Here is a 23064-nt window from a genome sequence, read left to right as displayed (position 1 = left end):
AGTATGACACCCCGCCTGCCCGGTCTGCGGACCTTGCGCGCGGGTCGTCACACACCGCGCGTGGGCTGACGGCCCCCCGGGCAAACCCACCTTCGCCGAGTGCGCAATCACGCTCCCCCCACGGAACCTTCGCGTCCCGTCCGAGTTGTGAAAACAGACACTCACAGGAGGTTACCATGCTCGGTTGGGCTCTTACGTTCCTCGTTATCGCCATCATCGCCGGCGTGCTCGGCTTTGGTGGGATCGCATCCGCTTCGGCAGGCATCGCGCAGATCCTGTTCGTTGTTTTCCTTGTCCTTTTCGTGGTCGCGCTGATTGCGAAATTCGTGCGCGGCAGGCCCTCGGTCTGACCTGATTGAACGCGCCGCCTGACAAGGCTGCACCACATGACCGCGCTCCGGTTGTCCGCTGTGACGCCGGAGCGCGAGACCCTTCACACAACCAAGAGGAGTTATTCCGATGAATTGGGATACCGTCGAAGGCAACTGGAAACAGATGAAAGGCAAAGCCCGCGAACAGTGGGGTGAGCTGACCGATGATGACCTTGACCGGGCCGCGGGCAACCGCGAGCAGTTGGAAGGCATCATTCAAGAACGCTACGGCCAGACCCGCGAAGAAGCGCAACGGTCCGTAGACCAGTGGCTGGAGCGCCATAGCTGAGCGCCGCAATCTGCCTTGCGGAGCCGCTATCCGCTGCTTCACCGGGAACGGTCGCCTTGGGAGGGGCGGCCGTTTTCCATATTTGGGGCTGCCCCATCCGCCCCGAACCCCAGCCTATCCGCCCCCATTCGCCCTTGATCCGAGCGGCCACACAGGGCAAGGCCAAGGCTCCATGATCGAAGGAGCGCACGGCACATGGCCTTTTCACTCGCCACCTGGAACATCAACTCCGTCCGGCTGCGGGCCGAACTGGTCGCGCGGCTCCTGCGCGAGGAACTTCCCGATGTGCTGTGCCTGCAGGAATGCAAAAGCCCCGTCGAAAAGATCCCCCATGATGTGTTTCGGGCGCTCGGCTATGACTACATGATCGCGCGCGGGCAGAAGGGCTACAACGGCGTCGCCATCCTGTCGAAGCTGCCGATGGAGGATGCCGGGGAGCAGGACTTCGCCGCGCTGGGACATGCCCGCCACGTCGCCGGGCGGCTGGAAAACGGCGTTACCATCCATAATTTCTACGTCCCCGCCGGTGGCGATGTCCCCGACCGCGAGGTGAACGTCAAATTCGGTCAGAAGCTCGATTACCTGACCGAAATGCGAGATTGGTTTCACGCCACCCCGCCGGAGAAAGCTATCCTGGTGGGGGATCTGAACATCGCCCCGCGCGAAGATGACGTCTGGTCCCACAAGCAATTGCTGAAGATCGTCAGCCACACGCCGACCGAGGTGGAGCATCTGGGGCAGGTTCAGGATGCGGGCGCGTGGGTCGACATCACCCGTCAGGACATCCCGCAAGGGCAGCTTTACAGCTGGTGGTCCTACAGGGCAAAGGACTGGGACGCGGCGGATAAGGGACGCCGGCTCGATCATATCTGGGCCACACGCGACATCGCGGCGGCGGGCCATTCGAGCCGGGTGCTGCGCCCCGCGCGCGGATGGGAGAAGCCGTCGGATCACGCGCCGGTCTTTGCCAGTTTCGACCTGTAACCTCCGCACGAGGGGCCCGGTCCGCAGGGATGGGGCCATGCCTTGCAACGTTGGCATGTTTACTCCATCTACCGTAGGCAACTGACAGCTATCCGATGGAGCCTTTCTGATGCTGGAATTCGGCCAAAGCCCCGCCGCGTCCGCCCCCGGCGGCGCGCAGACCGACCTGATCAAGGACGGCACCGAAGCGACCTTCATGGCCGATGTGGTCGAAGCGTCGCAGGAGGTGCCCGTCATCGTCGATTTCTGGGCCCCGTGGTGCGGCCCGTGCAAGACGCTGGGCCCCGCGCTCGAAGCGGCGGTCACCGCCGCCAAGGGCAAGGTCCGCATGGTCAAAATCGACGTGGACCAAAACCAGCAGGTCGCGGCCCAACTGCGCATCCAATCTATCCCGACCGTCTATGCCTTCCATCAGGGTCAGCCCGTCGATGGGTTTCAGGGCGCGGTGTCCCCGGGGGAGATCACGGCCTTTGTCGAGCGTGTCGCCGCGCTGGCCGGTGACGGCGGTCTGGCCGACGCGATCGAAGCCGCCGAGGCGATGCTGGCCGAAGGCGAAGCCGCCGACGCCGCTGAAACCTTTGCCGCGATCCTCGAAGAAGATCCCGCCAATGCCGCCGCCTATGGCGGTCTGATCCGCGCCCATCTGGCACAAGGTCAGATCGAGCAAGCCGAGGCATTGGTGCAGGACGCCCCGGCCGCGATTTCCGGCAGTGCCGATGTCGAAGCAGCGCGCGCCCAAATCGCCCTGCTGCGTCAGGCCGAGAACGCCGGTCCCACGGCCGAGCTTCAGGCCCGCGTCGACGCCGATCCTGCCGATTTGCAGGCGCGGTACGACTACGCACAGGCGCTCCATGCCAACGGTCAGGTCGAAGAGGCCGTGGATCAGTTGCTGGAGGTGTTCCGCCGGGATCGCGAGTGGAACGATGCCGCCGCGAAGACCCAGCTTTTCACCATTTTCGACGCGCTCAAACCGCAGGATCCGGTTGTTCTGAAGGGACGGCGGAAGCTGTCCTCGATGATCTTCGTCTGAACCTGACGCAACCCGCCTCCTGCGCCGTTGTCGTGCGTGGGGGGCGGGCTAGTTCTGCCTCATGTTTTCCGCTGCTGACCTGCCGGCGTCGATCCCGGTCTTTCCCCTTCCCGGTGCGCTGCTTTTGCCGCGCGCGCGGCTGCCGTTGCATATTTTCGAGCCGCGCTATCTGGCCATGCTCGACGACACGCTGAAAACCAGCCACCGGCTGATCGGCATGGTGCAGCCCCTCCAGACCCCGGAGGGCCGGAAAAACCGCCTGCACCGGATCGGCTGCGCCGGGCGCGTCACCGGGTTTTCCGAAACCGAAGATGGCCGCTATATGATTACGCTGAGCGGCATTTCGCGATTTCGCATGCTGCGCGAGGTCGAAGGCTTCGCCCCCTATCTGAAGGCCGATGCAGATTGGGCCGGGTTCGACCGCGATCTGGGCCGGACGGAGCATGACCCCGACTTGGATCGCGACGCTTTCCTTGGCCTGCTCGGGCGCTATTTTGCGGCGCAGGAGCTCAACACCGACTGGGACAGCCTGCACGAGGCCGACGAGGAGTTGCTGATCAACTCCATCTCGATGCTGTGCCCCTTCGATGTGGAAGACAAACAGGCACTGCTGGAGGCCCCCGACCTGGTGACACGTCGCGAGACGCTGATTACCCTGTTGGAGTTTGCCCTGCGGGGCGGTGATGAGGAAAGACTGCAATGAACGACCACGACGCAGCGGGCCCCAGCCCCTCCCCGGAGCATCATCCCGATGGCGTGCCGAAATTCGACCGCCGTATGCTGGAAAGCCTCGTCTGCCCGCGCACGCAGCAAGTGCTGATCTATGATGCCGACGCGCAGGAGCTGATTTCCCGCGCCGCGCATCTGGCCTACCCGATCCGCAACGGCATCCCCGTGATGCTCGTGGACGAGGCGCGCGAGATCGATTGATCCCGCGGCCCCGGTCCGCTGTCGGTTCAGATAAGACCTTCGGCGCGAAACAGATCCGCAAGGCTGGTCTCAGGGCGCGCGCCGAAATGGCCGATCACCTCGGTGGCGGCGACGCAGCCCATGCGCCCGCAGGTGGCCAGAGGCTGCCCGGTGGCCAGCCCGTAAAGGAACCCTGCCGCGAACTGATCGCCCGCGCCGGTCGCATCGACGGGCACTTGACGGGTGACGGGCACGGAAATCCGTTCCTCCCCCCGGATCAGCAGCACGTCGTCGCCGGACCGGGTGCAGACCGCCAGCCGGGTGTCCTTCGCCGCGCGGTTCAGCGCGGTTTCCAGATCGCAGTCATAGAGCGCGGCCCATTCGTGCCCGTTGCCGATGACGTAATCCAGCTCCCCCACCAAACGCTGGAAATCCTCGCGGTGGCGCGTGGCGCAGAAGGGGTCGGACAGGGCGATGCCCGCCTGCCCGCCTGCCGCGCGGCAGACCGCAGCCGCTCGCTCGAACGCGGCTTTCCCCTGCGGTTTGTCGTAGAGATAGCCCTCGAGGAACAGGATCTCCGTGCCGCCGGCGACCGCATCGGTCACGTCATCGGGCCCCAGATCGGCGGAAATGCCCAGATAGGTGTTCATCGACCGCTCGCCATCGCCAGAGACGAAGATCATCGAGCGCGAGGTCGGCAGTTCGGCAGATGCGACCGGCGCGTTGACGAAATCGGTGCCGCCCTCGTTCATGCTTTTGGCGTAGAACTGCCCTAGCGCGTCGTCGGCCACCCGCCCGATAAAGCCGGTTTTCAGACCCAGATTGCCCAGACCGGCCAGCGTGTTGGCGACCGAGCCGCCCGCGGCCTGACGCCGCTCCGTCATCGCGCCATACAGCATTTCGCCGCGCTCGCGCTCGACCAGTTGCATGATCCCTTTCTGGATACCCATCAGGTCCAGAAAGCTGTCGTCACACTGGGTCAGCACATCGACGATGGCATTGCCGATGCCGACGACGCGGTAGGTCTTGTCACTCATTGGGTCTTGTCCTCGAATAGGCAGATGTCGCGGATCAGGCAGGTCGGGCATTGCGGCTTGCGCGCCTTGCAGTGGTATCGACCATGTAGGATCAGCCAGTGATGGGCGTGATGCTGGTATTCGGCGGGCACCTGATCCTCGACGTTGCGCTCGACGGCGACGACATCGCGGCCCGGTGCCAGCCCGGTGCGGTTGGCCACACGGAAAATATGGGTATCGACCGCCTGCGCTGGATAGCCCCACCACATGTTGAGCACCACATTCGCGGTTTTGCGCCCCACACCCGGCAGCGCCTGAAGCGCCGCGCGGCTCGAAGGCACGACGCCGCCGTGTTCCTCGACCAGAATGCGCGACAGCTTGATCACGTTCTTGGCCTTGTTGCGGTAGAGCCCGATGGTCTTGATATGCTCGATCAGGCCTTCTTCGCCCAATTCCAGCATCTTTTCCGGGGTGTCGGCGATCTTGAACAGTTCGCGCGTGGCACGGTTCACCCCGGCATCCGTCGCCTGCGCCGACAGCGCCACCGCCACGACAAGCGTATAGGCGTTGACGTGGTCCAGCTCGCCTTTCGGCTCGGGCTCGGCCTCGTGGAAGCGGCGGAAGATCTCGACAATGTCGGCATAGGGCAATTGCGGGGTCATGCGGCTTGTTGGCACGGGTTTGCGGGGCGCACAAGCCGCCCGCCGGTTCGCACCGGTGCAAACCGCAGGAAACGGGTCGCGCCGCGCTAGGGGACTGCGGTATCGTCAACGCGTTCAGACACAGGATCGCCCCCATGCCCGATGGTCGCCCGACCCCCACGCCCCTGCCCGCCGATGCAGCCCAGCAACAGACGGCTGATCCCGCACTGTCGGCCTATCATTATGGCGTCATGCGACGCGCGCTCGACATCATCGACGCGGGCGGGCCGGGTTTGACGCTGGATGACCTGTCGGCGCAGATCGGCATGAGCCCCGCCCATTTTCAACGGGTGTTCAGCCAATGGGTCGGTGTCTCCCCCAAACGCTACCAACAATACCTGACGCTGGATCAGGCCCGTTACCTGCTGCGGGACCGCTGCACGACACTGGAAACCGCAAGCGAACTGGGGCTGTCGGGCGGTGGACGACTGCACGATCTGTTTTTGCGGTGGGAGGCAATGACACCGGGCGATTACGCCGCAGGCGGTGCGGGCCTGACCTTACATGCCGGGTGGTTTGACAGCCCATTCGGGGAGGTGCTGGCCTTGGGCAGTGACCGGGGGCTGTGCGGCTTGGGCTTTTCGGCGGAGGCCGGGCGGGGCGCCACGCGCGCCGATCTGTGCGGACGCTGGCCCGCCGCCCGCGTGGTCGACGACCCAGACGCCATCGCGCCTTGGGTCGAGGCCGCGTTTTCGGGTGGACGCGCACCGCTTCACGCCATTGGCGCGCCGTTCCAGATCAAGGTCTGGGAGGCGCTCATGGCGATTCCCTCGGGCCATGTGACCACCTACGGCACCATCGCCGAGGCCATCGGCGCCCCCAAAGCGGTGCGCGCTGTCGGCACCGCCGTGGGGCGCAATCCGATTTCGTGGCTGATTCCCTGTCACCGGGCCATGCGCAAATCCGGCGGGCTTGGCGGCTATCACTGGGGCCTGCCCGTAAAGCGCGCGATGCTGGCATGGGAATCCGCCCGGTTCGAGGCCGAAACCGGCGCTGATATTGCATAACAGCCTCTAAACCGCGCAAGGGAACGGCAGGGGCCCGGTGCAGTGTCACCGTGCCGCCCGGCATCCACGGCGAATTCACGCTCATCACCTGAAAATGTGAATTTGCAACGGAACCGGACACCGTATTTAGCGGTTGATGAATGAACTTCGACAACGAGGCTGACAGATGACGTTTAAATATTCCCTCGCCGCCGTGACCCTCGGCGCGCTCACCCTTTCCGCCTGTGCCCCGGGTATGTATGGCACCGGCGATCCTGCCTACGAGCGTGACAAAACCCGCAACGGCGCGCTGGCTGGCGCTGTTCTCGGCGCTGCTGCCGGTGTGGCTGTGGGCGACGACGAGGAAGAGCGCCGCCGCGGCGCCGCCATCGGCGCGCTGGTCGGTGCAGGCGCTGGTGCCGCCATCGGGGCACAGCTTGACCGCCAGGAAGCCGAACTGCGCGCGCAGCTCGACGCCAACGGCACCCAGATCGTCAACACCGGCGACTCGCTCGTCGTGACCATGCCGCAGAACATCCTGTTCGCCACCGACAGCTACGCCGTTCGTGCCGATCTGCAGGATGACCTGCGCGCCGTTGCCTCTAGCCTGCAGCGCTACCCCAACAGCGTCGTGGATGTTGTGGGCCACACCGACAACACCGGCGAAGCCGCCTACAACCAGCAGCTCAGCCAGCGCCGCGCACAGGCCGTGGCATCGGTCCTGACCCGTTCGGGCGTTGCCGGCAGCCGGGTTCGCGTCATCGGTCGCGGCGAAGACCAGCCGATCGCCTCGAACCTGACCCCCGATGGCCGCGCGCAGAACCGCCGGGTCGAGATCATCATCCGCCCGACTCAGTAAGCGGCGCGCCGCAAGGCGGATTGCAGACCACTCACGAACCAGAAGGCCGCCGGCACCCCCGGCGGCCTTTGTCGTCTTCACCCCCCCGGCCGCGCGGCCAATCATACGCCCGCTTTCGTAATCGTGCGGACCGGTCTAGAACGATCCGACCGTCGCAGGAGAAATCATGCCGTTCGAGCCCATCGCCCCCGAGAAACGCGCAGATGCCGTGATCAGGCAGATCGAGTTGCTGATCCTGCGTGGGGTGCTGCGTCCGGGCGAACGCCTGCCGCCCGAGCGCGAGTTGGCCGAACGTATGGCCGTCTCCCGCCCGTCGCTGCGTGAGGCCTTGGCGACGTTGCAAGAACGCGGTCTACTCACCACCCGCCCCAGCGCGGGCATCTTCGTCGCCGAAGTTCTGGGCTCTGCATTCTCCGCACCGCTGATCGCGCTGTTCGGCGCGCATGAGGAGGCGGTGCTGGATTACGTCAGCTTCCGCCGCGATCTGGAGGGCATGGCTGCCGAACGTGCCGCGCGGGCAGGATCGGATACCGATCTGGCATTGATCGATACGGTGTTTGGCAAAATGGAGGCCGCGCACCAGCGCCGCCGCCCCGATGACGAGGCGCATCTCGACGCGGAGTTCCACATGGCCGTTGTCGAGGCCGGCCATAACGTCATCATGCTGCACATGATGCGCTCAATGTTCGCCCTGCTGCGGGAGGGGGTTCTCTACAATCGGCAGACCCTGTTCCGTCAGCGCGCCACGCGGAGCGCCCTGTTAGACCAACACCGCGCTATCCGTGACGCGATCCTCGCCCGCGACCCCGATGCGGCGCGCGAGGCCATGCACAGGCATCTGGGTTTCGTCGAGGCCGGTCTGCTGGAGGCCGGGCGGAAGGCCCAGAACGAAAACACCGCCCGCAAGAAGCTGGAGCGCGAACAGGACCGTTAAGGAGTGCGGGAAGGCCTGCGCAGTATCTAACGCGCTCTGCCTAGCGTGATGCCTTCGCCACGGCTGCGCTGCGCACCCATGCTCCGCCGATCTCAACCCCACATATGAAAAAGGCGGCCCGCTGGACCGCCCTCTTCATACCGTTTTCCGAACCGTCAGCTGCTGCTGCCGGGACCGAAGGGGCGACATTCTGTGCCGCGCGCTTCCATCCGGCGGCAAGCAAGCTCGGCCTGCTCTTGGCTCAACCCGAGGAAATTCGCGTCATACCCGGTCGGGCGACGCACCACTTTGCGAAGGGAGCCCTGCAGCGTGGCCATTTCCTTCAGCGCCGTTTTTAGCAAAACGCGCTCGGCCTTATACTGCGAAGGATAGCTGCCGACATTGACGCCCCAGTGCTTGGTCCCCGAGGTCGAGATGCGGGTGACAACCTCCTGCTCGGCCGGGGCTTCGCCGCTGGGCAGGGCGATGGGCTGGGGCACCAGCGCCGCCATCTGAACGGAACTGGTATCAAGCGAGATGTTTTCCGGGCGCGGCATCGGCACCGTATCGGCCAGCTCCACCGGTGCGGCTTCGGGCGCGGGTGTGACCGGGGCGGGGGCCGCGGCTTGGGCGTTGCGGACGGCAACCGCCGCCATGCGCGGATTCGGCATCGGGCGCGTGCCCAGCGTCACGACAGCCAATTCGGTGGCATCCGCCAAAACCTCGGGGGCGGCGGTCGCCGCGTCGGCTACCGCGGCAGCCAGATCGGCGGCTGTCGTGTCTGGGGTGGTCCCAGCCGCTGCGACCTGCGCTTCGGCGATCTCGGCCACGGCGTCGTTGATTTCGTCCTGCATGGCCAGCAACAGCGTTTCGGGCGGCGCTTGCAGTTTGCGGCCCGGATTGGGGGCGGGGCGGACGGAGCGCGCCACGGCCAGTTCGACGTTGATCGCCTTGCCCACTTCGCGCGTCACGATATTGGGGCTGCTGGGCTCAGGCGGCAGGGCGGCATAATTCAGCGCGGCGGGCTTGCGGATCGCGACCCGTGTCGGCGCGCGCTTGAACCCCAGATCGAGCAGTTCGGCCACGCGCTGATTGCGCCATGCGGTGGACCGCCCGCCAAACACGGTGGCGATGATCCGTTCGTTGCCGCGCTGCGCAGAGGCCACGAGGTTAAACCCGGCGGCACGGGTATAACCCGTCTTGATGCCGTCCGCGCCTTCGTAATCGGCCAGAAACTTGCGGTTGGTGTTGGCGACTTCGCGCACGCCCGCATTGGTCGAGCGGCGGGAGAACAGGTTGTAGTATTCGGGAAAGTCGAAAAACAGGTGCCGCCCCAGCAGGGTCATGTCGCGGGCGGTGGACAGGTGACCCTCTTCGGTCAGGCCGTGGGCGTTTTTGAAAGTGGTGCGGCTCATGCCCATCGCCTTGGCCGTGCGGTTCATGCGCCGGGCAAAGGCAGCCTCGCTCCCGGCAATCGCCTCACCCAGCGCGGTGGCGGCATCGTTGGCGGATTTGACCGATGCGGCACGGATCAGGTAACGCAACTCGATCGATTGGCCAGCGCGAAGCCCCAGCTTGGAGGGCGGCTCATTGGCGGCGTGCTGGGAGATCTTGACCTTGGTGTCGAGCGTCAACTCACCCCGGCGCACGGCCTCGAAGGTGATATAGAGCGTCATCATTTTGGTGAGAGAGGCCGGATGCAGACGGGCATCCGCGTTTTCGGAATGCAGCACCTCGCCTGATCGAGCGTCGATCACCAGTGCCGCATAGGGCGCTGCGTGTGATCGCAGGCTTATGCCGAATAAAGTGAGAACGAATAGGATCGAGAAAAGCCCCAAGCGGCTTCCATGCCCGAGTGTCATCGCGCCTGCCCTCTTTCACTGCCTCTCGCCGCCCCGTTTGCCGGAGTCGGCATTAATTAAGGCGACGCTAACACGAAAAAGGTATCCACGAAACTGCGCAAAAAACAAATGCTCTTTGCACTTATGAACCGCCCGCCACATCTAGCGGCGACAGACCGCCAAGCCCCCAGATCAGCCGATCTCGTCGACTAGGGCCGGCAGTCCACCCAGATCAGAAAGTTCCATAAAACGGGCATGACTGCTGGGAGTCGGCGCATGTTCGAGCGCCCAGCCAAGATCATGGGGGACATAAACACCCCAACCGCCAGCTTCCAACGCCGGGACTACATCGGATTTCATCGAATTACCGATCATCATAGCCCGCTCCGCACCGTCGCCATGGCGCGCAAAGATCCGCCGATAGCTGGCTTCGGTTTTGTCGGACACGATCTCCACCCCGTCGAACAACTCGCCCAGACCCGATTGCGCCAACTTGCGCTCCTGATCCAGCAGATCGCCCTTGGTGATGAGCAACACGGTGTGAGAGCCGGTCACTGCCTCGATCGCGTCGCGGGCGTGGGGCAGCAATTCGATCGGATGCGCCAGCATCTCCTGCCCTGATTCCAGAATCGCGCGGATGACCTCTGCGGGCACCTGCGCGTCGGTCACCTCGATTGCGGTTTCGATCATCGACAGGACAAACCCTTTGATGCCGTAGCCATAGCGCCCGAGGTTGCGCCGCTCCGCCGCCAGCAACCGCGCGTCGAGATGCTCCGGCTCCGCATGATCGGCGAGAAGTTCGGTGAACCGGGCCTGTGTCAGCTTGAAAAACCGCTCGTTGTGCCACAGCGTGTCATCCGCATCGAAGCCGATTGTCGTCAATTTGCGCATCTCGCGAAGCCCTCCTTTCGCCGCCGCCCCTTTTCAGCGGTGCGGTCGCGGTTATATAAAGAGCCCGACGTTCCCGCCACCATCCCTCTGCGGGGTCGCATCCGTGACCCGGCCAGACCAATCAGGAGTGTGCACGCCCGTGACCCTTCCGGCCTTTGACATCATGATGGCAGACGCGCCCGGTAAGACCGATGACGACACCGGCGTGATCCAGAAGACCAAGCCAAAGACGCAGAAGCCGCCGCTTTACAAGGTGCTGCTGCTTAACGACGACTATACGCCGATGGAATTCGTCGTGCATGTGCTGGAACGGTTTTTCGGCATGACCCATGCGCAGTCGTTCGAGTTGATGCTGGTGGTCCACAAGAAGGGCGTTGCGGTCGTCGGCGTGTTCAGCCACGAGGTTGCCGAAACCAAAGTGGCGCAGGTGATGGATTTCGCCCGGCGTCACCAGCACCCGCTGCAATGCACCATGGAAAAGGAATAAGGCCCGGCTGCGTAGAACGCGCCCGGCTCTGCTCATGACCAATCCCAGACTGTCCCTCGCGCTGGCCTCCGGCGCGGTCACCCTGCCCGACACCGGGCGGATCCTGATCCTGCGGCCCACTGCCGACATCGATACCGATGGGCTGCCGCAGGACCGTTGCCTGATCGTCCATGGCTTCCGCCCCGAGCATGACGCATGGGAGGCCGCTGGCTGGCAGGTGGCCCCGACCCTCCCCGGGGAGGAGGCATTCGCTGCCGCCATCGTGTGCCTGCCCCGGTCAAAGACCCAAGCCCGCGCGATGATCGCCCACGCCGCGCCCTGCGCGCCGACACTGATCATCGACGGACAGAAGACCGACGGTATCGACAGCCTGCTCAAAGACCTGCGCAAGCGGGGCGAGGCCGGGATGCCGTTCTCTAAGGCGCACGGCAAGACATTTGCCTTCGCGCCCGCTGAGGGGGCGCTGGATGACTGGCAGACGCCCGATTTCACCCGTATCGATGACGGCTGGATCACCGCGCCGGGCGTCTTTTCCGCAGATGCCCCCGATCTCGGCTCGGTCCAGCTGGCTCAGGCCTTTGGCGAACAGCTAAACGGTCGGGTCGTTGATTTGGGGGCGGGCTGGGGCTATCTCGCGCCCGCGCTGCTGCGCAACGAAAAGCTGCGCGAACTGGTGCTGGTCGAGGCAGAATATGCCGCGCTGGAGGCCGCCCGTCAGAACATCACCGATCCCCGCGTGCGGTTCGAATGGGCGGATGCGACCCGCTTTAGCGATGCGACCCCGTTCGATCATGTGGTGACGAACCCGCCCTTTCATACCAGCCGCGCCGCCGACCCGTCGCTGGGGGCAGGCTTCATCGCCGCTGCCGCGCGTCTGCTGAAACCGGCGGGTGCGCTGTGGCTCGTCGCGAACCGGCACCTGCCCTATGAGAAGCCGCTGTCGGAGGCATTTACCGAACTGCGCGATCTGGGCGGCGACACCCGGTTCAAGCTGTATCTTGCCAAACGCCCGCTGAAACGCGGCGCGGGCGGTGGCTCTCGTCAGCCGCGCTGATCTGTCCTAGACTTTGCCCACGGTAGCCAAGGGAGCCTTGAGCCTATGAGTTTTTCCATCGCGGGAAAGACCGCCATCGTGACCGGGGCCGCCAATGGCGTCGGCCTCGCCATCGCCCGGCATTTTGTCGATCAGGGCGCCAATGTCATGTTTGCGGATATGGACGAAGGCGCGCTGCGCAAGGAGATCGACCGCGACACCGGGGAGGAGGGCTCCAAGCGTGCCTTTACTGGCGATCTGCGCGAGAAGCTGACCCAAGCCAATCTGCTATCCGCGACGATCGACGCCTTTGATCGGGTCGACATCCTCGTCAATGCCAGCCGTCAGATGGCCACGTCCGATCCTCTCGACCCCGACAATGACTGTGTCGAAACGCTGATCGACCAGAACGTGATCCTGTCGCTGCGGCTGACCCAGCTGATCGCGAAACGGATGATCAAACAGGCGGAAATCGACGACCGCGAAGACGGGCCTTTAGGCGCGATCGTGAACCTGTCCTGCATCGCGGCCCGGCGCACCAATCCCAGCCTGCTGGGCTATTCGATGGCGTCGGCGGCGCTGGATCAGATGACCCGCTCCATGGCGGTCGCGCTGGCCCCAAACCGCATTCGGGTCAATGCCGTGGCGTTCGGCTCCGTCATGTCGCAAAGCCTCAAGACCGCGCTGAAGGAAAACTCCGAATATCGCGGGCAGATCATGGATCACACGCCGATGGCGCGGATCGCCAAGCCGCAGGAGCTGGCCGAGGCGGTACAGTTCCTCGCGTCCGAAGGCGCGGGCTTCATGACCGGGCAGATCGTCACCGTAGATGGCGGGCGCACCCTGCTCGACGCCGTTCCGGCCCCAATCCACTAGGCGCGCCCCGGTCCGTCAGCCTGCTGGGTAGCGGGCCTGACAACTGGCAACCTGCGCACGGGTGCGATCCTGCAACTGGTCGCGCTTTTCCATCAGCTGGTCGAGCTTGCGCCGCTCAGCGCCCAAATCGATGGCCACGGGCCGTTCGCGGGTGACACTGCGTGTTTCGGGGCAAAAGCCGCTGATGGGCCGCAACCGGCCTTTGTCATCGCGGACATGGCGGGTGCAGAACCGGCGGGTCGTGCGCAGCTGCTTTTCGCGCTCCAGCCCGTAGCCGCGCTCCAGATTGCCGCGCGTCTCGGCGATCAGGCTATCGACGACGACCAGATCCCGCTGAGCGGTGTCGAGGCATTGCTGACGCGGGGTGGCGCAGGCCGCCAGCGCCCCCGACATGGCCAGCATCAAGGCGAGTTTCGCATACATTGCAGTCCTCCGTGTGATCCGCCGCGGATCAGAGCCACAATGTATTTCGCCCGCGACGTTTTGCCAAACTGCTGTGAACTGGTCCGCTGCCGCGCCGCGTGCTAGCCCCTTGCGCGCACCGATCAACGGAGAGTTGAGATGACCGACCGCCCCACCCCCGCATCCGATCCTGTGACCGAACCCGGTCCCGCATTGAACCTCCATGATGAGCGGGCTCGTGCCGCCGCTTGGTTCCGCGAATTGCGCGACCGGATTGTCGCGGCGTTCGAGGCGCTGGAGGACAGCCAGCAGACCGGCCCCTTTGCCGATCAAACCCCCGGACGATTCGAAGTAAGCGAAACCCGTCGCCGCTCCGATGATGGCTCCGACGCCGGCGGCGGTTTGATGAGCGTCATGCGTGGCGGACGGGTGTTCGAGAAGGTCGGCGTCAACGTGTCGACCGTGCACGGCACATTGGCCCCGCGGGCACAGGCCGCCATGGCCGCGCGCCGCGATCTGCCGGGCCTTGCCGAAGATCCGCGGTTCTGGGCCTCGGGGATCAGCCTCGTCGCGCATATGCAGAACCCCCACACCCCCGCCGTGCATATGAACACCCGCATGTTCTGGACGCCGCAGGGCTGGTGGTTCGGCGGCGGCGCAGATCTGAACCCCTGCATCGAATATGCCGACGACACCGCCGCGTTTCATGCCGCGCTGAAGGCCGGATGCGACCCCCATGACCCGGACTATTACGAGCGGTTCAAAGCATGGGCGGACGAATATTTCTACATCCCCCATCGCAACCGGGCGCGCGGCGTGGGCGGCATTTTCTACGACGATCTATGCACCGGCGATTGGGAGGCCGATTTCGCCTTTACCCGCTCCGTCGGCTCCGCCTTTCTGCCCGCGTTCCTTCCCGTCACCGAGACCCGCCGCGACACCCCGTGGACGGAGGCGGACAAGGACGCGCAACTGGTGCATCGCGGGCTCTATGCCGAATACAACCTTGTCTATGACCGGGGCACCAAGTTCGGGCTGGAAACCGGGCATGACGCCAACGCGGTGCTGATGTCCCTGCCCCCGCTGGCGAAATGGGTCTGATCGCGACGCTTTGACATCGGGCGGAGCGGGGCACGCCGAATGGCAAAGGGCCCGCCCCGCACCGGGATACGAAAAAAGGCGGGCCCAAAGGCCCGCCCTCATTGATCTGCGCTCTGGATCGGATCAGCCGCCGATGGCGGGCAGTTCGACCTGCCAGAAGAACGTCTCCCCCGAACTGTCATCGACGCCGTCATTGTCGGTCGAGACATACATCGCGCCAGCCGGCGTGATTGCCAGACCTTCGACCTTATCGACCACATAGCCGCCCTGTGCCTTCAGGTCGGGGATCAGGTCGTAGGCTTCGGTTTTGCTGACCACGGGCAGATCGCCGCCCAGCGGTGCGGGGACCAGATCGGCGGCGGGAATGGCGTAGATCTTCTTGATCCGGGCCGCGTCACCGATTTGATTGTCGCGTTCCACGACATAGACGGTATCGCCCTGCGCCACGATCTCGGACAGGCCAACCCAACCGGCCTCGACGCGGTCCAGCGGGTAATGCACCGCGCCCCACTCGCCGGTGGCAGGGGTGTAGGCCAGCAACTTGACCATGCCTTCGGCGTCGTCGCCCCATTCCCGCTGCACGGCCATCCAAAGCGTCTCGCCAACCCAGGTCACGCCTTCGAAGCCGTAGCGCTGTTCCACGGCGGCCAGGTCCGCCGGGATGCCAACCTCTTCCTCGATCTCGCCCGCTGCATTCACATGGATCAGGGCATGGGGGACCAAACGATCGCTGCGCCCTTCGGAGGCCAGCCAGAAACCGCCTGCGCCATCCGTGGTGATGCCTTCGAGGTCGAGCTTCTGCGCGGGCATGCCCGCACGGGTCACGGGCGTCGCGGCGGTGATACGCGCCGGCGTCGCGGTGGCGTCGATGGTGAAGATCGTGGGCTGATAGCCGTAGAAGCTGTCATTGACCGCGTAGATCGTGCCTTCGGCCTGCGGATCGGCGACCATGCCGGAAATCGCCCCCCACCCGATCAGCGTGTCGGCGCCTTCGGAGGTCAGCTGCGGATAGGTCGGCGCGCCGTCGCGATACTGATAGATCATGACATGGGCGCGCACGCCGCCATCCTCGATCAAATCGGTTTCATTGGCGGAGACCAGCAGATCGCGGTCGGGCAGCGCGACATAGCCTTCGGGCCCAATGCCGGAAGGCAGGATTTGCCGCAGCACCGGCGCGGCGGGATCGGTCACGTCATAGACCCCAACGGCGGAGCCGCGTTCCGAGCCGACAAACACCAGCGGCGTGCCGTCGAAGGTTGCGGTTTCGATGCTTTCTGGTTCGACGCCTTTCGCATCGGACCGCGTGTCGGGGTAATGGCCGATCTGAACCAGCGCGTGTTCAAAGCTGGCGCCGCTTTCGTAAACCTCGGTGCCGTCCTTGGCAAAGATCGTCCAACCCCGGCTGCCGCCGTCCATGTCACCTTCGTTGGCGGTGGCGAAAAGGGTGTCGTCGATCCACTTGACCGCGTCCGGCTCCCGCAGGCGACCCGGCTGGCTTTCGGTGAAAAGCAGCGCGCTGCGTTCGTCGGTTGCGTCAATCCCGTCAAGATCAACGGCCCCGGCGGAAAAATCCGCGATCACCTCACCCGCGCGGGACACGATGACGATGTGGTTATTTTCCTGCATCGTCACCACGGTCTCGCCCGCCGCGTTGATGTCGACGAATTCCGGCTCGGGGTCTTCGGGCGACACATCGGCCAGCCCGGTCAGGTCCACTAGGCGCAGGCTGTCGCAGGCCAGATCCCCGTCAGCGACATCGATCTGCACAAGGAAGCCCGCAGGCATCTGCCCGGTGCGCCCGTCGCCCGCATCCTCGTCCCGCTCGTTTTCAATGGCGATGGAGACGAAGCTGCCGTCTTTTGCCAGTGCGATGCTGTCGGGCTGCCCACCCAGATCGCAGGTCGACACGACCTCGCGCGTGGTGAGATCCAGAACCGTCATATGGCCCGAAGGATCGGTATAGCTTTCGGAAGTATTGACCCCGATGAATGCCCGCCCGCCCAACACGGCGACGGAAGTCGGCTCCCCCTCCATATCGACATTGCCCAGCGGCGCGGGGGCGGCAGGATCGGTGATGTCGATCAGGCCCACGGCGCCCAGCGGGCTGTCGGTGTAGATGAGCGTCATGCCGTCTTCGGAGGCGGCGATGATCTCGGCGGAGGTTTCGCGCGCGGTGTCTTCGCCCTCGGCCATGTTGGTCGGCGTGGCAAAGCTAGCGATACGGGCGAAATTCATGTCGGCCTGCGCGGCACCGGCGCTAAGCGCGATGACGGAGGCTGCGGTAATCGGTCTGAGCATATGCGGGATCCCCGGTTCGGTGTGAACTGTCCTGTCCGGCCGAGGGAGTGGCGTCCGCGTGTAACAGTCACGCAACGGTTGAGTGACGCCGGGGTGAATTCTCCTCCAGCCACGAGATCCCCCTGCCGCCGCCACAAATTCGCCCCGTCGCGGCGGCAAGGTGGAGTCCGGGTTTATTGGTTTGGTTCGGAGGGAGCCCCGTTATGGAAAGCAAGACGATCCGCCACACGGCGTCGATGTTGATGACAGCCACGATCATTCTGCTTTGCATACCAGAGGCCGCTGGCCTGTTCGTTTTCGGATTCGGAATCGCTGGTCTGCCCTATCTCGTTCTGGTGGCGCTGATCTTTTTCGGGACATGGGCGCTGGCCGATCATCAGGGCCGCGCTCTGATCCAGCTGCGCAATGCCGAACATGCCAGCGGGCGCAATGTGGACCGGACCCGCGATGTCGCGTTCCGCGCGGTGGCCGAAGCCTTTGACCTCGATCTGCAAAAGCTGACCGCCGACGATCTCGCCTCCTACGCCGGATTGCAGGTCGTGCTGGACCGCTGCCGGGAACTGAACCGGTCGATCCGCCGACCGCTGGGCAAACTCAGCCTCGATTTCTTGCTCGAAGGTCTCGCTGAACGCACCGGGCGCCGCTTTGGCTGACACCGCTCTGCGGTCCTTCACCCAAACTGAATAGAAAAAGCCTGACCCCCGGCGGGGATCAGGCTTCTGCGCGCGAGGCGCACCGTGATTCTACCGCGCTTATATGGCGAGACAGGTGTATTTAAGTTCGAGGAAATCCTCGATCCCGTGGCGGGAGCCTTCGCGCCCCAGCCCCGATTGCTTCACCCCGCCAAAGGGCGCGGCCTCGGTCGAAATGATGCCGGTGTTCACGCCGACGATGCCGTATTCCAGCCCTTCGTTCACCCGCGTGATCCGACCCACGTCGCGTGCATAGAAATAAGCGGCAAGCCCGAAGATCGTGTCATTGGCATAGCCTAGCACCTCCTCTTCGGTGTCGAACTTGAAGAGCGGCGCCATTGGACCGAATGTCTCTTCCTGTGCAAAGACCATGTCCTGCGTGGCACCGGTGATGATCGTCGGCTGAAAGAACGTGCCGCCCTTTTCGTGCCGGTCCCCGCCCAGCACCACGTCGCCGCCTTTCGAGCGCGCATCCGCGATGTGCTCTTCGACCTTCTCGACCGCCTTTTCGGTGATGAGCGGGCCGAAATCGGTTTCCGCGTCAAAGCCGTCGCCAACCTTCATCTGGCTGACCTTCTGCGCGAAGCGCTCGGCAAAGGCGTCATAGATACCGGATTGCACATAGATCCGGTTGGCGCAGACGCAGGTCTGACCGTTGTTGCGGAATTTACACGCAATGGCACCGTCCACGGCTGCGTCCAAATCGGCGTCGTCAAAGACGATGAACGGCGCGTTGCCGCCCAGTTCCATCGAGCATTTCATGACCTGATCTGCCGCCTGCGCCAGCAGGATGCGCCCGACAGGGGTGGAGCCGGTAAAGGTCAGTTTGCGCACCTTGTGGTTTTCGCAGAACTCCTTGCCGATGTCCGACGAACTGGACGAGGGCACGATGGAAAACAGCCCCGCAGGCAGGCCCGCCCGCTCGGCCAGAACCGCGATGGCAAGGGCCGATAGCGGCGTTTCCCCGGCAGGTTTCCCGACAAAGGAACAGCCTGCCGCCAGCGCGGGGGCGCATTTGCGGGTAATCATCGCATTGGGAAAGTTCCACGGGGTGATGGACCCTACGACGCCCACCGGCTGCTTGATGACGCTCAGCCGCAGGTTCGGTTGGTGGCCGGGGATCGTTTCGCCGTAGACGCGTTTCGCCTCTTCCGCGAACCACTCGATGAACGAGGCGCCATAGGCGATTTCGCCCTTCGCCTCTGCCAGCGGCTTGCCCATCTCGGCGGTCAGGATCGCGCCCAGATCGTCCTGCGCCTCCATCATCAGATCGAACCATTTGCGCAGCACCTTGGCCCGGTCTTTGGCGGTGCGGGCGGCCCACTCCTTGCCTGCCTTTTCCGCCGCGTCGATGGCGCGCGCGGTTTCCGCCCGCCCCAGATCCGCGACATGGGCCAGCACATCCCCGGTGGCCGGGTTGCGCACCTCGAAGGTTCCGCCATCGTCGGCGGCAACCCATTCCCCCGCAACATAGGCTTTGTCCGTCAGCAGGGACGGATCGGATAATTTGGATTTCAGGTCGTTGGCTGCATCGAGCATGTGAGATCTCCCATTCGGGCGCGCCCAGCGCACGCCATTTGCCGGGGGTCACGCCCGGCGACATAGACTGTCGCGCCGGGGGCCTCCCGCCTCGCGAACCCTACGTCGGGCGGACCGAAGATCAAGGGCAGCGCCCGATCACGATGTCGCTCAGGCTGCGGCGAAGCGCTCCGACCATGCGGGCAGCGCGCCGCCCGGCGCCGCCGCGTGCACCCCGCGCGCAATCGCCCGCGCCAGACACAGCGCCGCGGCGTGGCCTAACAAGACCGCATCCGCCACCGGATCGGCCAAGCGACGCGCGCCAGTGGCAGCCGCGAACACCAGATCACCGTCCAGCGGCGTGTGCGAGGGCCAGATCGCCCGCGCCATGCCATCATGCGCGGCGATGGCCAATCGGGTGCAGCCTGCCTTGTCCAACGCCGCATCGGTGGCGACGATGGCAATGGTTGTGGCTTCGCCCGGCTGGCTGGTTTTCAAGGGCGGCAGCGCCGTGGGATCGAAAGCCGCCTGCGGCGCCATGCCCAGCCCGCCGAATTCCGCCCCGAATTCACAGGCGGCGGCGTGGAAATGTCCGCTTTCGCCCACCGTCACCGCGCCCAGCGCATTGACCGCGACGAGCGCGCCAATGGTTGTCCCATCCGGCAATATCGCAGAGGCCGATCCAATTCCGCCCCGAAGCCCGGCGACAAGCGCGCCGGTGCCCGCGCCATAGCTGCCCAGCGCGACCTCAGCCCCTGCGGCGCGCAGCGCGGCCCGTCCCAAGGCGGCGTAGGGATTGTGCGTCCATGCCTTATCCCCGCCATTGAGCAGATCGAACAGGATCGCGCCGGGCACGATGGGAACCCGCTGATCCCCGACAGCGAACCCCCGCCCCTGCGCGCGCAGTTCATCCGCCACGCCCGATCCGGCATCGAGCCCAAAGGCCGAGCCGCCCGACAGCACCAGCGCATCCACCTGCGTCACCAGCTTATCAGGGGCGAGCAGATCGGTTTCGCGTGTGCCCGGCGCCCCGCCCATCACATGCACACCTGCGGTAAACGGGGCGTCGGCGGTCAGGACGCTGACGCCGCTTTGCAGGCTGCGGTCCTGCGCCTGCCCCACCCGCAGACCCGGCACATCGGTGATAAGGTTGCGCGGACCGGGGCGCAGCGGGCTCACAACGGGCGCCCTCGCAGCAGGCGCGGCACCTCGCCCTCCAGCCCCGCCGCTTCGCGGATCAGGCGTTGGCGCAGGCCGGGCAGCCGGTGGGTCAGCCCCATGCCCAGATCGCGGCCCAACCGCAACACCGGGTTGTCGTTGGAAAAGAGCCGGTTGAACCCATCCGTGGCCAAGCCCAGCGCGGCACGGTCGAAGCTACGCCACGCCCGGTGCCGATCCAGCACGCCCCAGCTTCCGGCGTCTTCGCCCCGGCGGCGGGCATCGGCCAAAACCTCCGCCAGCGTCGCCACATCGCGCAGACCTTGGTTCAGCCCCTGCCCCGCGATGGGATGCACCCCTTGGGCCGCATCGCCGACCAGCACGACGCGCTCAGTCATCACCGTCTGGGCCATGCTGAGCGACAGGGGATAGGAGAAACGCGCGCCCGCCAATTGCAGCGCGCCGAGGAAATCGCCGAAGCGCGGCCGCAGCACAGCCAGATACTCCGCCTCGTCCAGCCGGTTGACCAGCGCGGCACGCGCGTCCCGCTCCGTCCAGACGATAGACGACCGGTTGCCGGGCAGGGGCAGGATCGCAAGCGGCCCCTCCGGCATGAAAAACTGATGCGCGATACCCTCATGCGGGCGCTCATGTTCGATCGCACAGACCAGCGCGGTCTGGCCATAGGACCACCCGGTGCGGCGAATACCAGCGCGGCTGGCGGTGCCGGATCGTCGCCCATCGGCCCCGACCAGCAGCGCGGCCTCAAGCACGGTGCCATCGTCCAGCGTAACCGCGATGCCTGCCGGTGCAGGCGCCTGCGCGGTGACCCGGCGGCCTGCGCGAAACTGCACCAACGGTGCGGCGTCTAACGCCGCCATCAAGCCCCGGCGCAGATAGCGATCTTCGATCATCCAGCCCATCGGGCCTTCGTCGATCTCCGCATGATCGAGGCTCAGAAACAGCGGCCCCGCCCCGTCGCCCGCGCGGCCATCGCTGGCCTTGACCTGTAGGATCGGCTGGCTGTCTGCCGCGATACCATCCCACAGGCCCAGCGCCTTCAACATGCGCGCACTGGCATGGGCCAACGCATAGCTGCGCCCGTCGAAATCGCCAGCCTGCTGCGCGTCGGGGGGCGTGGGATCGATCACGGTCACGGGAAACCCGGCGGAGGCCAGCGCCAGTGCAAGGGTCGCGCCGGTCAGGCTGCCACCGGCAATGACGATATCGGAAGGGGCGGATCGAGGCTCTGTCATGGCGCTCAATATGGCCGCGCGGGCGGGATTGTCCATGTGCCGCCACGCCGCTACGGTCCGCCGATGCGGCAGCACGACGCGGGGCAGCGGAAGGACCGACGATGGACGAGACATGGCGACAGATGAGCGCGGCAGAGCTGGGACGCGGGATCAACGCGGGGCAAATCGACCCTGTGGCGCTGACCGACTGTTTCCTAGACGCCGCGCAGAGCCATGAATTCGCGCCTCGCATCTATGCTCGCATGACCGCCGAGCGTGCCCGGCAGGAGGCGCTGGCCGCCGCAGCCCGCGCCCGCGCAGGCCAGCGCCAAGGTCCGTTGGACGGTGTGCCCATCTCGTGGAAAGACCTGTTCGACACCGCCGGCACCGCGACCGAGTCCGGCTCCGCCCTGCTGGCGGGCCGGGTGCCGTCGCGCGATGCGGAGGTGCTGCGCCGGGCAGGTGCGGCGGGGCTCGTATGTCTGGGCAAGACCCACATGACCGAATTGGCGTTTTCTGGACTGGGGCTGAACCCGGTCACCGCCTCGCCACCCTGCGTCAACGATACAGACGCGGTTTCGGGCGGGTCGTCCTCGGGGGCGGCGACATCGGTGGCGTTTGGGTTGGCGGCTGCGGCGATTGGCTCCGACACCGGCGGATCGGTGCGGGTGCCTGCGGCGTGGAATGACTTGGTCGGATTAAAAACCACGTCGGGTCGGCTGCCGTTGACCGGGGTGGTGCCGCTTTGCGCACGGTTCGATACGATCGGCCCGCTCACCCGCTCGGTCGAGGATGCGGCGCTGCTGCTGGCCACGATGGACCGTCGTCGCTCCGTGGATTTGCGCGGAGCGGACAGTGTCGCCGGGATGCGGTTCGCGGTGCTGGAAACCGTGGCGTTCGACGATCTGCGCGATGCCCCTGCCGCAGGCTTCGACGCCGCGCTGGCCCGCTTGGACCGCGCGGGCGCGCAGATCACCCGGATCAAGGTGGATGCAGTGCGCGACGCGATGCCGCTCGCCAAGATCGTCTTTGCCGCCGAGGCCTATGGCACATGGCGGGCAATGATCGAAGCCGCGCCCGAAAAGATGCACCCGGAGGTGCGGGAGCGGTTTCGCGGCGGTGCCGCGACCAGTGCGGCAGAGTTCGTGGCGGCGTGGCAAACGCTGGACCGGCTCCGCGCGCAATGGGCGGAGGCCGTGGCGGGCTATGACGCGGTGCTCATCCCGTCAGCGCCGAACCTGCCGCCGGAGCGTGCGCGGCTGGAACGCGACAGCGCATTTTTTGTGGCCGAGAACCTGCTAACGCTGCGCAATACGCGGATTGGCAATTTGTTGGGGCTCTGCGCGCTGACTCTGCCGACGGGCGTGCCATCCACAGGAATTTCGCTGCTGGGCCGCGCGTTTGGCGAAGAGCATCTGCTGCGGGTGGGGGCCGCCGCCGAACATGTGCTGCGCCGCACCGATTGACCGGCGCG

24 protein-coding genes are annotated in these 23064 nt (G+C 65.4%); 15 read left to right on the top strand and 9 right to left on the bottom strand.

Going from position 1 to position 23064, the window contains the following annotated elements:
• The first annotated feature begins 176 nt into the window (after positions 1–176).
• The 6 genes from CBW24_RS02930 to CBW24_RS02905 all read left to right on the top strand — a co-directional run bounded on the left by CBW24_RS02930 (position 177) and on the right by CBW24_RS02905 (position 3604).
• On the top strand, positions 177–350 hold the full coding sequence (locus CBW24_RS02930; RefSeq protein WP_088662354.1) for a DUF1328 domain-containing protein: 174 nt from the start codon (positions 177–179) through the stop codon (positions 348–350).
• A 109-nt stretch (positions 351–459) separates the two neighbouring features.
• On the top strand, positions 460–660 hold the full coding sequence (locus tag CBW24_RS02925; RefSeq protein ID WP_088662355.1) for a CsbD family protein: 201 nt from the start codon (positions 460–462) through the stop codon (positions 658–660).
• 195 nt (positions 661–855) lie between these two features.
• Positions 856–1644 carry an exodeoxyribonuclease III gene (locus CBW24_RS02920; RefSeq protein WP_097372621.1) on the top strand — a complete coding sequence of 263 codons (789 nt, stop codon included), beginning with the start codon at positions 856–858 and terminating at the stop codon, positions 1642–1644.
• 109 nt (positions 1645–1753) lie between these two features.
• A complete protein-coding gene (trxA, locus tag CBW24_RS02915) occupies positions 1754–2674 on the top strand; it encodes a thioredoxin (protein WP_097372620.1) in 921 nt (306 codons plus the stop codon).
• A gap of 61 nt (positions 2675–2735) precedes the next feature.
• The gene (locus tag CBW24_RS02910) at positions 2736–3377 is read left to right on the top strand and encodes an LON peptidase substrate-binding domain-containing protein (RefSeq protein ID WP_088662358.1); all 642 of its coding nucleotides are present in this window, start codon (positions 2736–2738) and stop codon (positions 3375–3377) included.
• The gene (locus tag CBW24_RS02905) at positions 3374–3604 is read left to right on the top strand and encodes a Trm112 family protein (RefSeq protein ID WP_141100234.1); all 231 of its coding nucleotides are present in this window, start codon (positions 3374–3376) and stop codon (positions 3602–3604) included. Before CBW24_RS02910 ends, CBW24_RS02905 begins: the two co-directional genes overlap by 4 nt.
• Before the next feature lie 26 nt (positions 3605–3630).
• Here the strand turns inward: CBW24_RS02905 and CBW24_RS02900 are convergent, their stop codons facing one another.
• Both CBW24_RS02900 and nth read right to left on the bottom strand, forming a co-directional pair.
• Positions 3631–4620 (bottom strand): adenosine kinase, encoded by a 990-nt coding sequence (locus CBW24_RS02900; protein ID WP_097372619.1) that lies wholly within the window; start codon positions 4618–4620, stop codon positions 3631–3633.
• Complete coding sequence (nth, locus tag CBW24_RS02895) at positions 4617–5261, bottom strand: endonuclease III (RefSeq protein WP_097372618.1); 645 nt, start codon at positions 5259–5261, stop codon at positions 4617–4619. Before nth ends, CBW24_RS02900 begins: the two co-directional genes overlap by 4 nt.
• A 230-nt stretch (positions 5262–5491) precedes the next feature.
• Here nth and CBW24_RS02890 point away from each other — a divergent pair, with 230 nt between their 5' ends.
• The 3 genes from CBW24_RS02890 to CBW24_RS02880 all read left to right on the top strand — a co-directional run bounded on the left by CBW24_RS02890 (position 5492) and on the right by CBW24_RS02880 (position 8079).
• Entirely contained in the window at positions 5492–6307 is an 816-nt protein-coding gene (locus tag CBW24_RS02890; RefSeq protein WP_232530294.1) for a methylated-DNA--[protein]-cysteine S-methyltransferase, read from the top strand.
• A 166-nt stretch (positions 6308–6473) separates the two neighbouring features.
• Entirely contained in the window at positions 6474–7145 is a 672-nt protein-coding gene (locus CBW24_RS02885; protein WP_088662362.1) for a YiaD family glycine zipper/OmpA-like lipoprotein, read from the top strand.
• A gap of 166 nt (positions 7146–7311) precedes the next feature.
• On the top strand, positions 7312–8079 hold the full coding sequence (locus tag CBW24_RS02880) for an FCD domain-containing protein (RefSeq protein ID WP_097372616.1): 768 nt from the start codon (positions 7312–7314) through the stop codon (positions 8077–8079).
• Positions 8080–8234: 155 nt separating this feature from the next.
• On the opposite strand, the gene CBW24_RS02875 is transcribed toward CBW24_RS02880, so the two are convergent.
• Positions 8235–9920, bottom strand: coding sequence for a D-alanyl-D-alanine carboxypeptidase family protein (locus CBW24_RS02875; protein ID WP_097372615.1), 1686 nt, complete (start codon positions 9918–9920; stop codon positions 8235–8237).
• 171 nt (positions 9921–10091) lie between these two features.
• Positions 10092–10790: an HAD family hydrolase gene (locus CBW24_RS02870; RefSeq protein WP_097372614.1), complete on the bottom strand. Its 699-nt coding sequence runs from the start codon at positions 10788–10790 to the stop codon at positions 10092–10094.
• Between the two features lie 163 nt (positions 10791–10953).
• Here CBW24_RS02870 and clpS point away from each other — a divergent pair, with 163 nt between their 5' ends.
• Genes clpS through CBW24_RS02855 form a run of 3 tightly spaced genes read left to right on the top strand, consistent with a single transcriptional unit; the run spans position 10954 to position 13186 of the window.
• Positions 10954–11277: an ATP-dependent Clp protease adapter ClpS gene (gene clpS / locus CBW24_RS02865; RefSeq protein WP_088662582.1), complete on the top strand. Its 324-nt coding sequence runs from the start codon at positions 10954–10956 to the stop codon at positions 11275–11277.
• A gap of 34 nt (positions 11278–11311) precedes the next feature.
• On the top strand, positions 11312–12331 hold the full coding sequence (locus CBW24_RS02860; RefSeq protein ID WP_097372613.1) for a class I SAM-dependent methyltransferase: 1020 nt from the start codon (positions 11312–11314) through the stop codon (positions 12329–12331).
• 45 nt (positions 12332–12376) lie between these two features.
• The gene (locus CBW24_RS02855) at positions 12377–13186 is read left to right on the top strand and encodes an SDR family NAD(P)-dependent oxidoreductase (protein WP_097372612.1); all 810 of its coding nucleotides are present in this window, start codon (positions 12377–12379) and stop codon (positions 13184–13186) included.
• 15 nt (positions 13187–13201) lie between these two features.
• Here the strand turns inward: CBW24_RS02855 and CBW24_RS02850 are convergent, their stop codons facing one another.
• Positions 13202–13609, bottom strand: a complete 408-nt coding sequence (locus CBW24_RS02850; RefSeq protein WP_097372611.1) for a hypothetical protein — start codon at positions 13607–13609, stop codon at positions 13202–13204.
• Between the two features lie 138 nt (positions 13610–13747).
• On the opposite strand from CBW24_RS02850, the gene hemF reads away from it, so the two are divergent.
• Positions 13748–14689, top strand: coding sequence for an oxygen-dependent coproporphyrinogen oxidase (gene hemF, locus CBW24_RS02845; RefSeq protein ID WP_097372610.1), 942 nt, complete (start codon positions 13748–13750; stop codon positions 14687–14689).
• Positions 14690–14812: 123 nt separating this feature from the next.
• On the opposite strand, the gene CBW24_RS02840 is transcribed toward hemF, so the two are convergent.
• Complete coding sequence (locus CBW24_RS02840) at positions 14813–16987, bottom strand: esterase-like activity of phytase family protein (RefSeq protein WP_097372609.1); 2175 nt, start codon at positions 16985–16987, stop codon at positions 14813–14815.
• Between the two features lie 203 nt (positions 16988–17190).
• Here CBW24_RS02840 and CBW24_RS02835 point away from each other — a divergent pair, with 203 nt between their 5' ends.
• Complete coding sequence (locus tag CBW24_RS02835; protein ID WP_088662371.1) at positions 17191–17640, top strand: hypothetical protein; 450 nt, start codon at positions 17191–17193, stop codon at positions 17638–17640.
• Between the two features lie 99 nt (positions 17641–17739).
• Here the strand turns inward: CBW24_RS02835 and CBW24_RS02830 are convergent, their stop codons facing one another.
• The 3 genes from CBW24_RS02830 to CBW24_RS02820 all read right to left on the bottom strand — a co-directional run bounded on the left by CBW24_RS02830 (position 17740) and on the right by CBW24_RS02820 (position 21647).
• Positions 17740–19218: an NAD-dependent succinate-semialdehyde dehydrogenase gene (locus CBW24_RS02830; protein WP_097372608.1), complete on the bottom strand. Its 1479-nt coding sequence runs from the start codon at positions 19216–19218 to the stop codon at positions 17740–17742.
• Between the two features lie 150 nt (positions 19219–19368).
• Positions 19369–20367 carry a P1 family peptidase gene (locus CBW24_RS02825; protein ID WP_097374104.1) on the bottom strand — a complete coding sequence of 333 codons (999 nt, stop codon included), beginning with the start codon at positions 20365–20367 and terminating at the stop codon, positions 19369–19371.
• 5 nt (positions 20368–20372) lie between these two features.
• On the bottom strand, positions 20373–21647 hold the full coding sequence (locus tag CBW24_RS02820) for an FAD-dependent monooxygenase (protein WP_097372607.1): 1275 nt from the start codon (positions 21645–21647) through the stop codon (positions 20373–20375).
• 65 nt (positions 21648–21712) lie between these two features.
• Between CBW24_RS02820 and CBW24_RS02815 the strand changes: the two genes are divergently transcribed.
• Entirely contained in the window at positions 21713–23056 is a 1344-nt protein-coding gene (locus CBW24_RS02815) for an amidase (RefSeq protein ID WP_097372606.1), read from the top strand.
• Positions 23057–23064 lie beyond the last annotated feature (8 nt).

Origin of the sequence: Pacificitalea manganoxidans (genome assembly GCF_002504165.1) — a bacterium.
Lineage (GTDB): Bacteria > Pseudomonadota > Alphaproteobacteria > Rhodobacterales > Rhodobacteraceae > Pacificitalea > Pacificitalea manganoxidans.
The sequence above is the reverse complement of the archived record's forward strand: the minus strand, read 5'-3'. Positions and strand labels throughout refer to the sequence as shown.

Bases quoted from the DNA above. Each gene is read 5' to 3' on its own strand.
- clpS (WP_088662582.1), top strand. From the start codon at position 10,954: ATGATGGCAGACGCGCCCGGTAAGACCGATGACGACACCGGCGTGATC.
- CBW24_RS02925 (WP_088662355.1), top strand. From the start codon at position 460: ATGAATTGGGATACCGTCGAAGGCAACTGGAAACAGATGAAAGGCAAA.
- CBW24_RS02840 (WP_097372609.1), bottom strand. From the start codon at position 16,987: ATGCTCAGACCGATTACCGCAGCCTCCGTCATCGCGCTTAGCGCCGGT.
- CBW24_RS02930 (WP_088662354.1), top strand. From the start codon at position 177: ATGCTCGGTTGGGCTCTTACGTTCCTCGTTATCGCCATCATCGCCGGC.
- CBW24_RS02815 (WP_097372606.1), top strand. From the start codon at position 21,713: ATGGACGAGACATGGCGACAGATGAGCGCGGCAGAGCTGGGACGCGGG.
- CBW24_RS02900 (WP_097372619.1), bottom strand. From the start codon at position 4,620: ATGAGTGACAAGACCTACCGCGTCGTCGGCATCGGCAATGCCATCGTC.
- CBW24_RS02875 (WP_097372615.1), bottom strand. From the start codon at position 9,920: ATGACACTCGGGCATGGAAGCCGCTTGGGGCTTTTCTCGATCCTATTC.
- CBW24_RS02910 (WP_088662358.1), top strand. From the start codon at position 2,736: ATGTTTTCCGCTGCTGACCTGCCGGCGTCGATCCCGGTCTTTCCCCTT.
- CBW24_RS02880 (WP_097372616.1), top strand. From the start codon at position 7,312: ATGCCGTTCGAGCCCATCGCCCCCGAGAAACGCGCAGATGCCGTGATC.
- CBW24_RS02850 (WP_097372611.1), bottom strand. From the start codon at position 13,609: ATGTATGCGAAACTCGCCTTGATGCTGGCCATGTCGGGGGCGCTGGCG.
- CBW24_RS02905 (WP_141100234.1), top strand. From the start codon at position 3,374: ATGAACGACCACGACGCAGCGGGCCCCAGCCCCTCCCCGGAGCATCAT.
- CBW24_RS02855 (WP_097372612.1), top strand. From the start codon at position 12,377: ATGAGTTTTTCCATCGCGGGAAAGACCGCCATCGTGACCGGGGCCGCC.
- trxA (WP_097372620.1), top strand. From the start codon at position 1,754: ATGCTGGAATTCGGCCAAAGCCCCGCCGCGTCCGCCCCCGGCGGCGCG.
- CBW24_RS02870 (WP_097372614.1), bottom strand. From the start codon at position 10,790: ATGCGCAAATTGACGACAATCGGCTTCGATGCGGATGACACGCTGTGG.
- CBW24_RS02885 (WP_088662362.1), top strand. From the start codon at position 6,474: ATGACGTTTAAATATTCCCTCGCCGCCGTGACCCTCGGCGCGCTCACC.
- CBW24_RS02860 (WP_097372613.1), top strand. From the start codon at position 11,312: ATGACCAATCCCAGACTGTCCCTCGCGCTGGCCTCCGGCGCGGTCACC.
- CBW24_RS02830 (WP_097372608.1), bottom strand. From the start codon at position 19,218: ATGCTCGATGCAGCCAACGACCTGAAATCCAAATTATCCGATCCGTCC.
- CBW24_RS02890 (WP_232530294.1), top strand. From the start codon at position 5,492: ATGCGACGCGCGCTCGACATCATCGACGCGGGCGGGCCGGGTTTGACG.
- CBW24_RS02820 (WP_097372607.1), bottom strand. From the start codon at position 21,647: ATGGACAATCCCGCCCGCGCGGCCATATTGAGCGCCATGACAGAGCCT.
- CBW24_RS02835 (WP_088662371.1), top strand. From the start codon at position 17,191: ATGGAAAGCAAGACGATCCGCCACACGGCGTCGATGTTGATGACAGCC.
- CBW24_RS02920 (WP_097372621.1), top strand. From the start codon at position 856: ATGGCCTTTTCACTCGCCACCTGGAACATCAACTCCGTCCGGCTGCGG.
- hemF (WP_097372610.1), top strand. From the start codon at position 13,748: ATGACCGACCGCCCCACCCCCGCATCCGATCCTGTGACCGAACCCGGT.
- nth (WP_097372618.1), bottom strand. From the start codon at position 5,261: ATGACCCCGCAATTGCCCTATGCCGACATTGTCGAGATCTTCCGCCGC.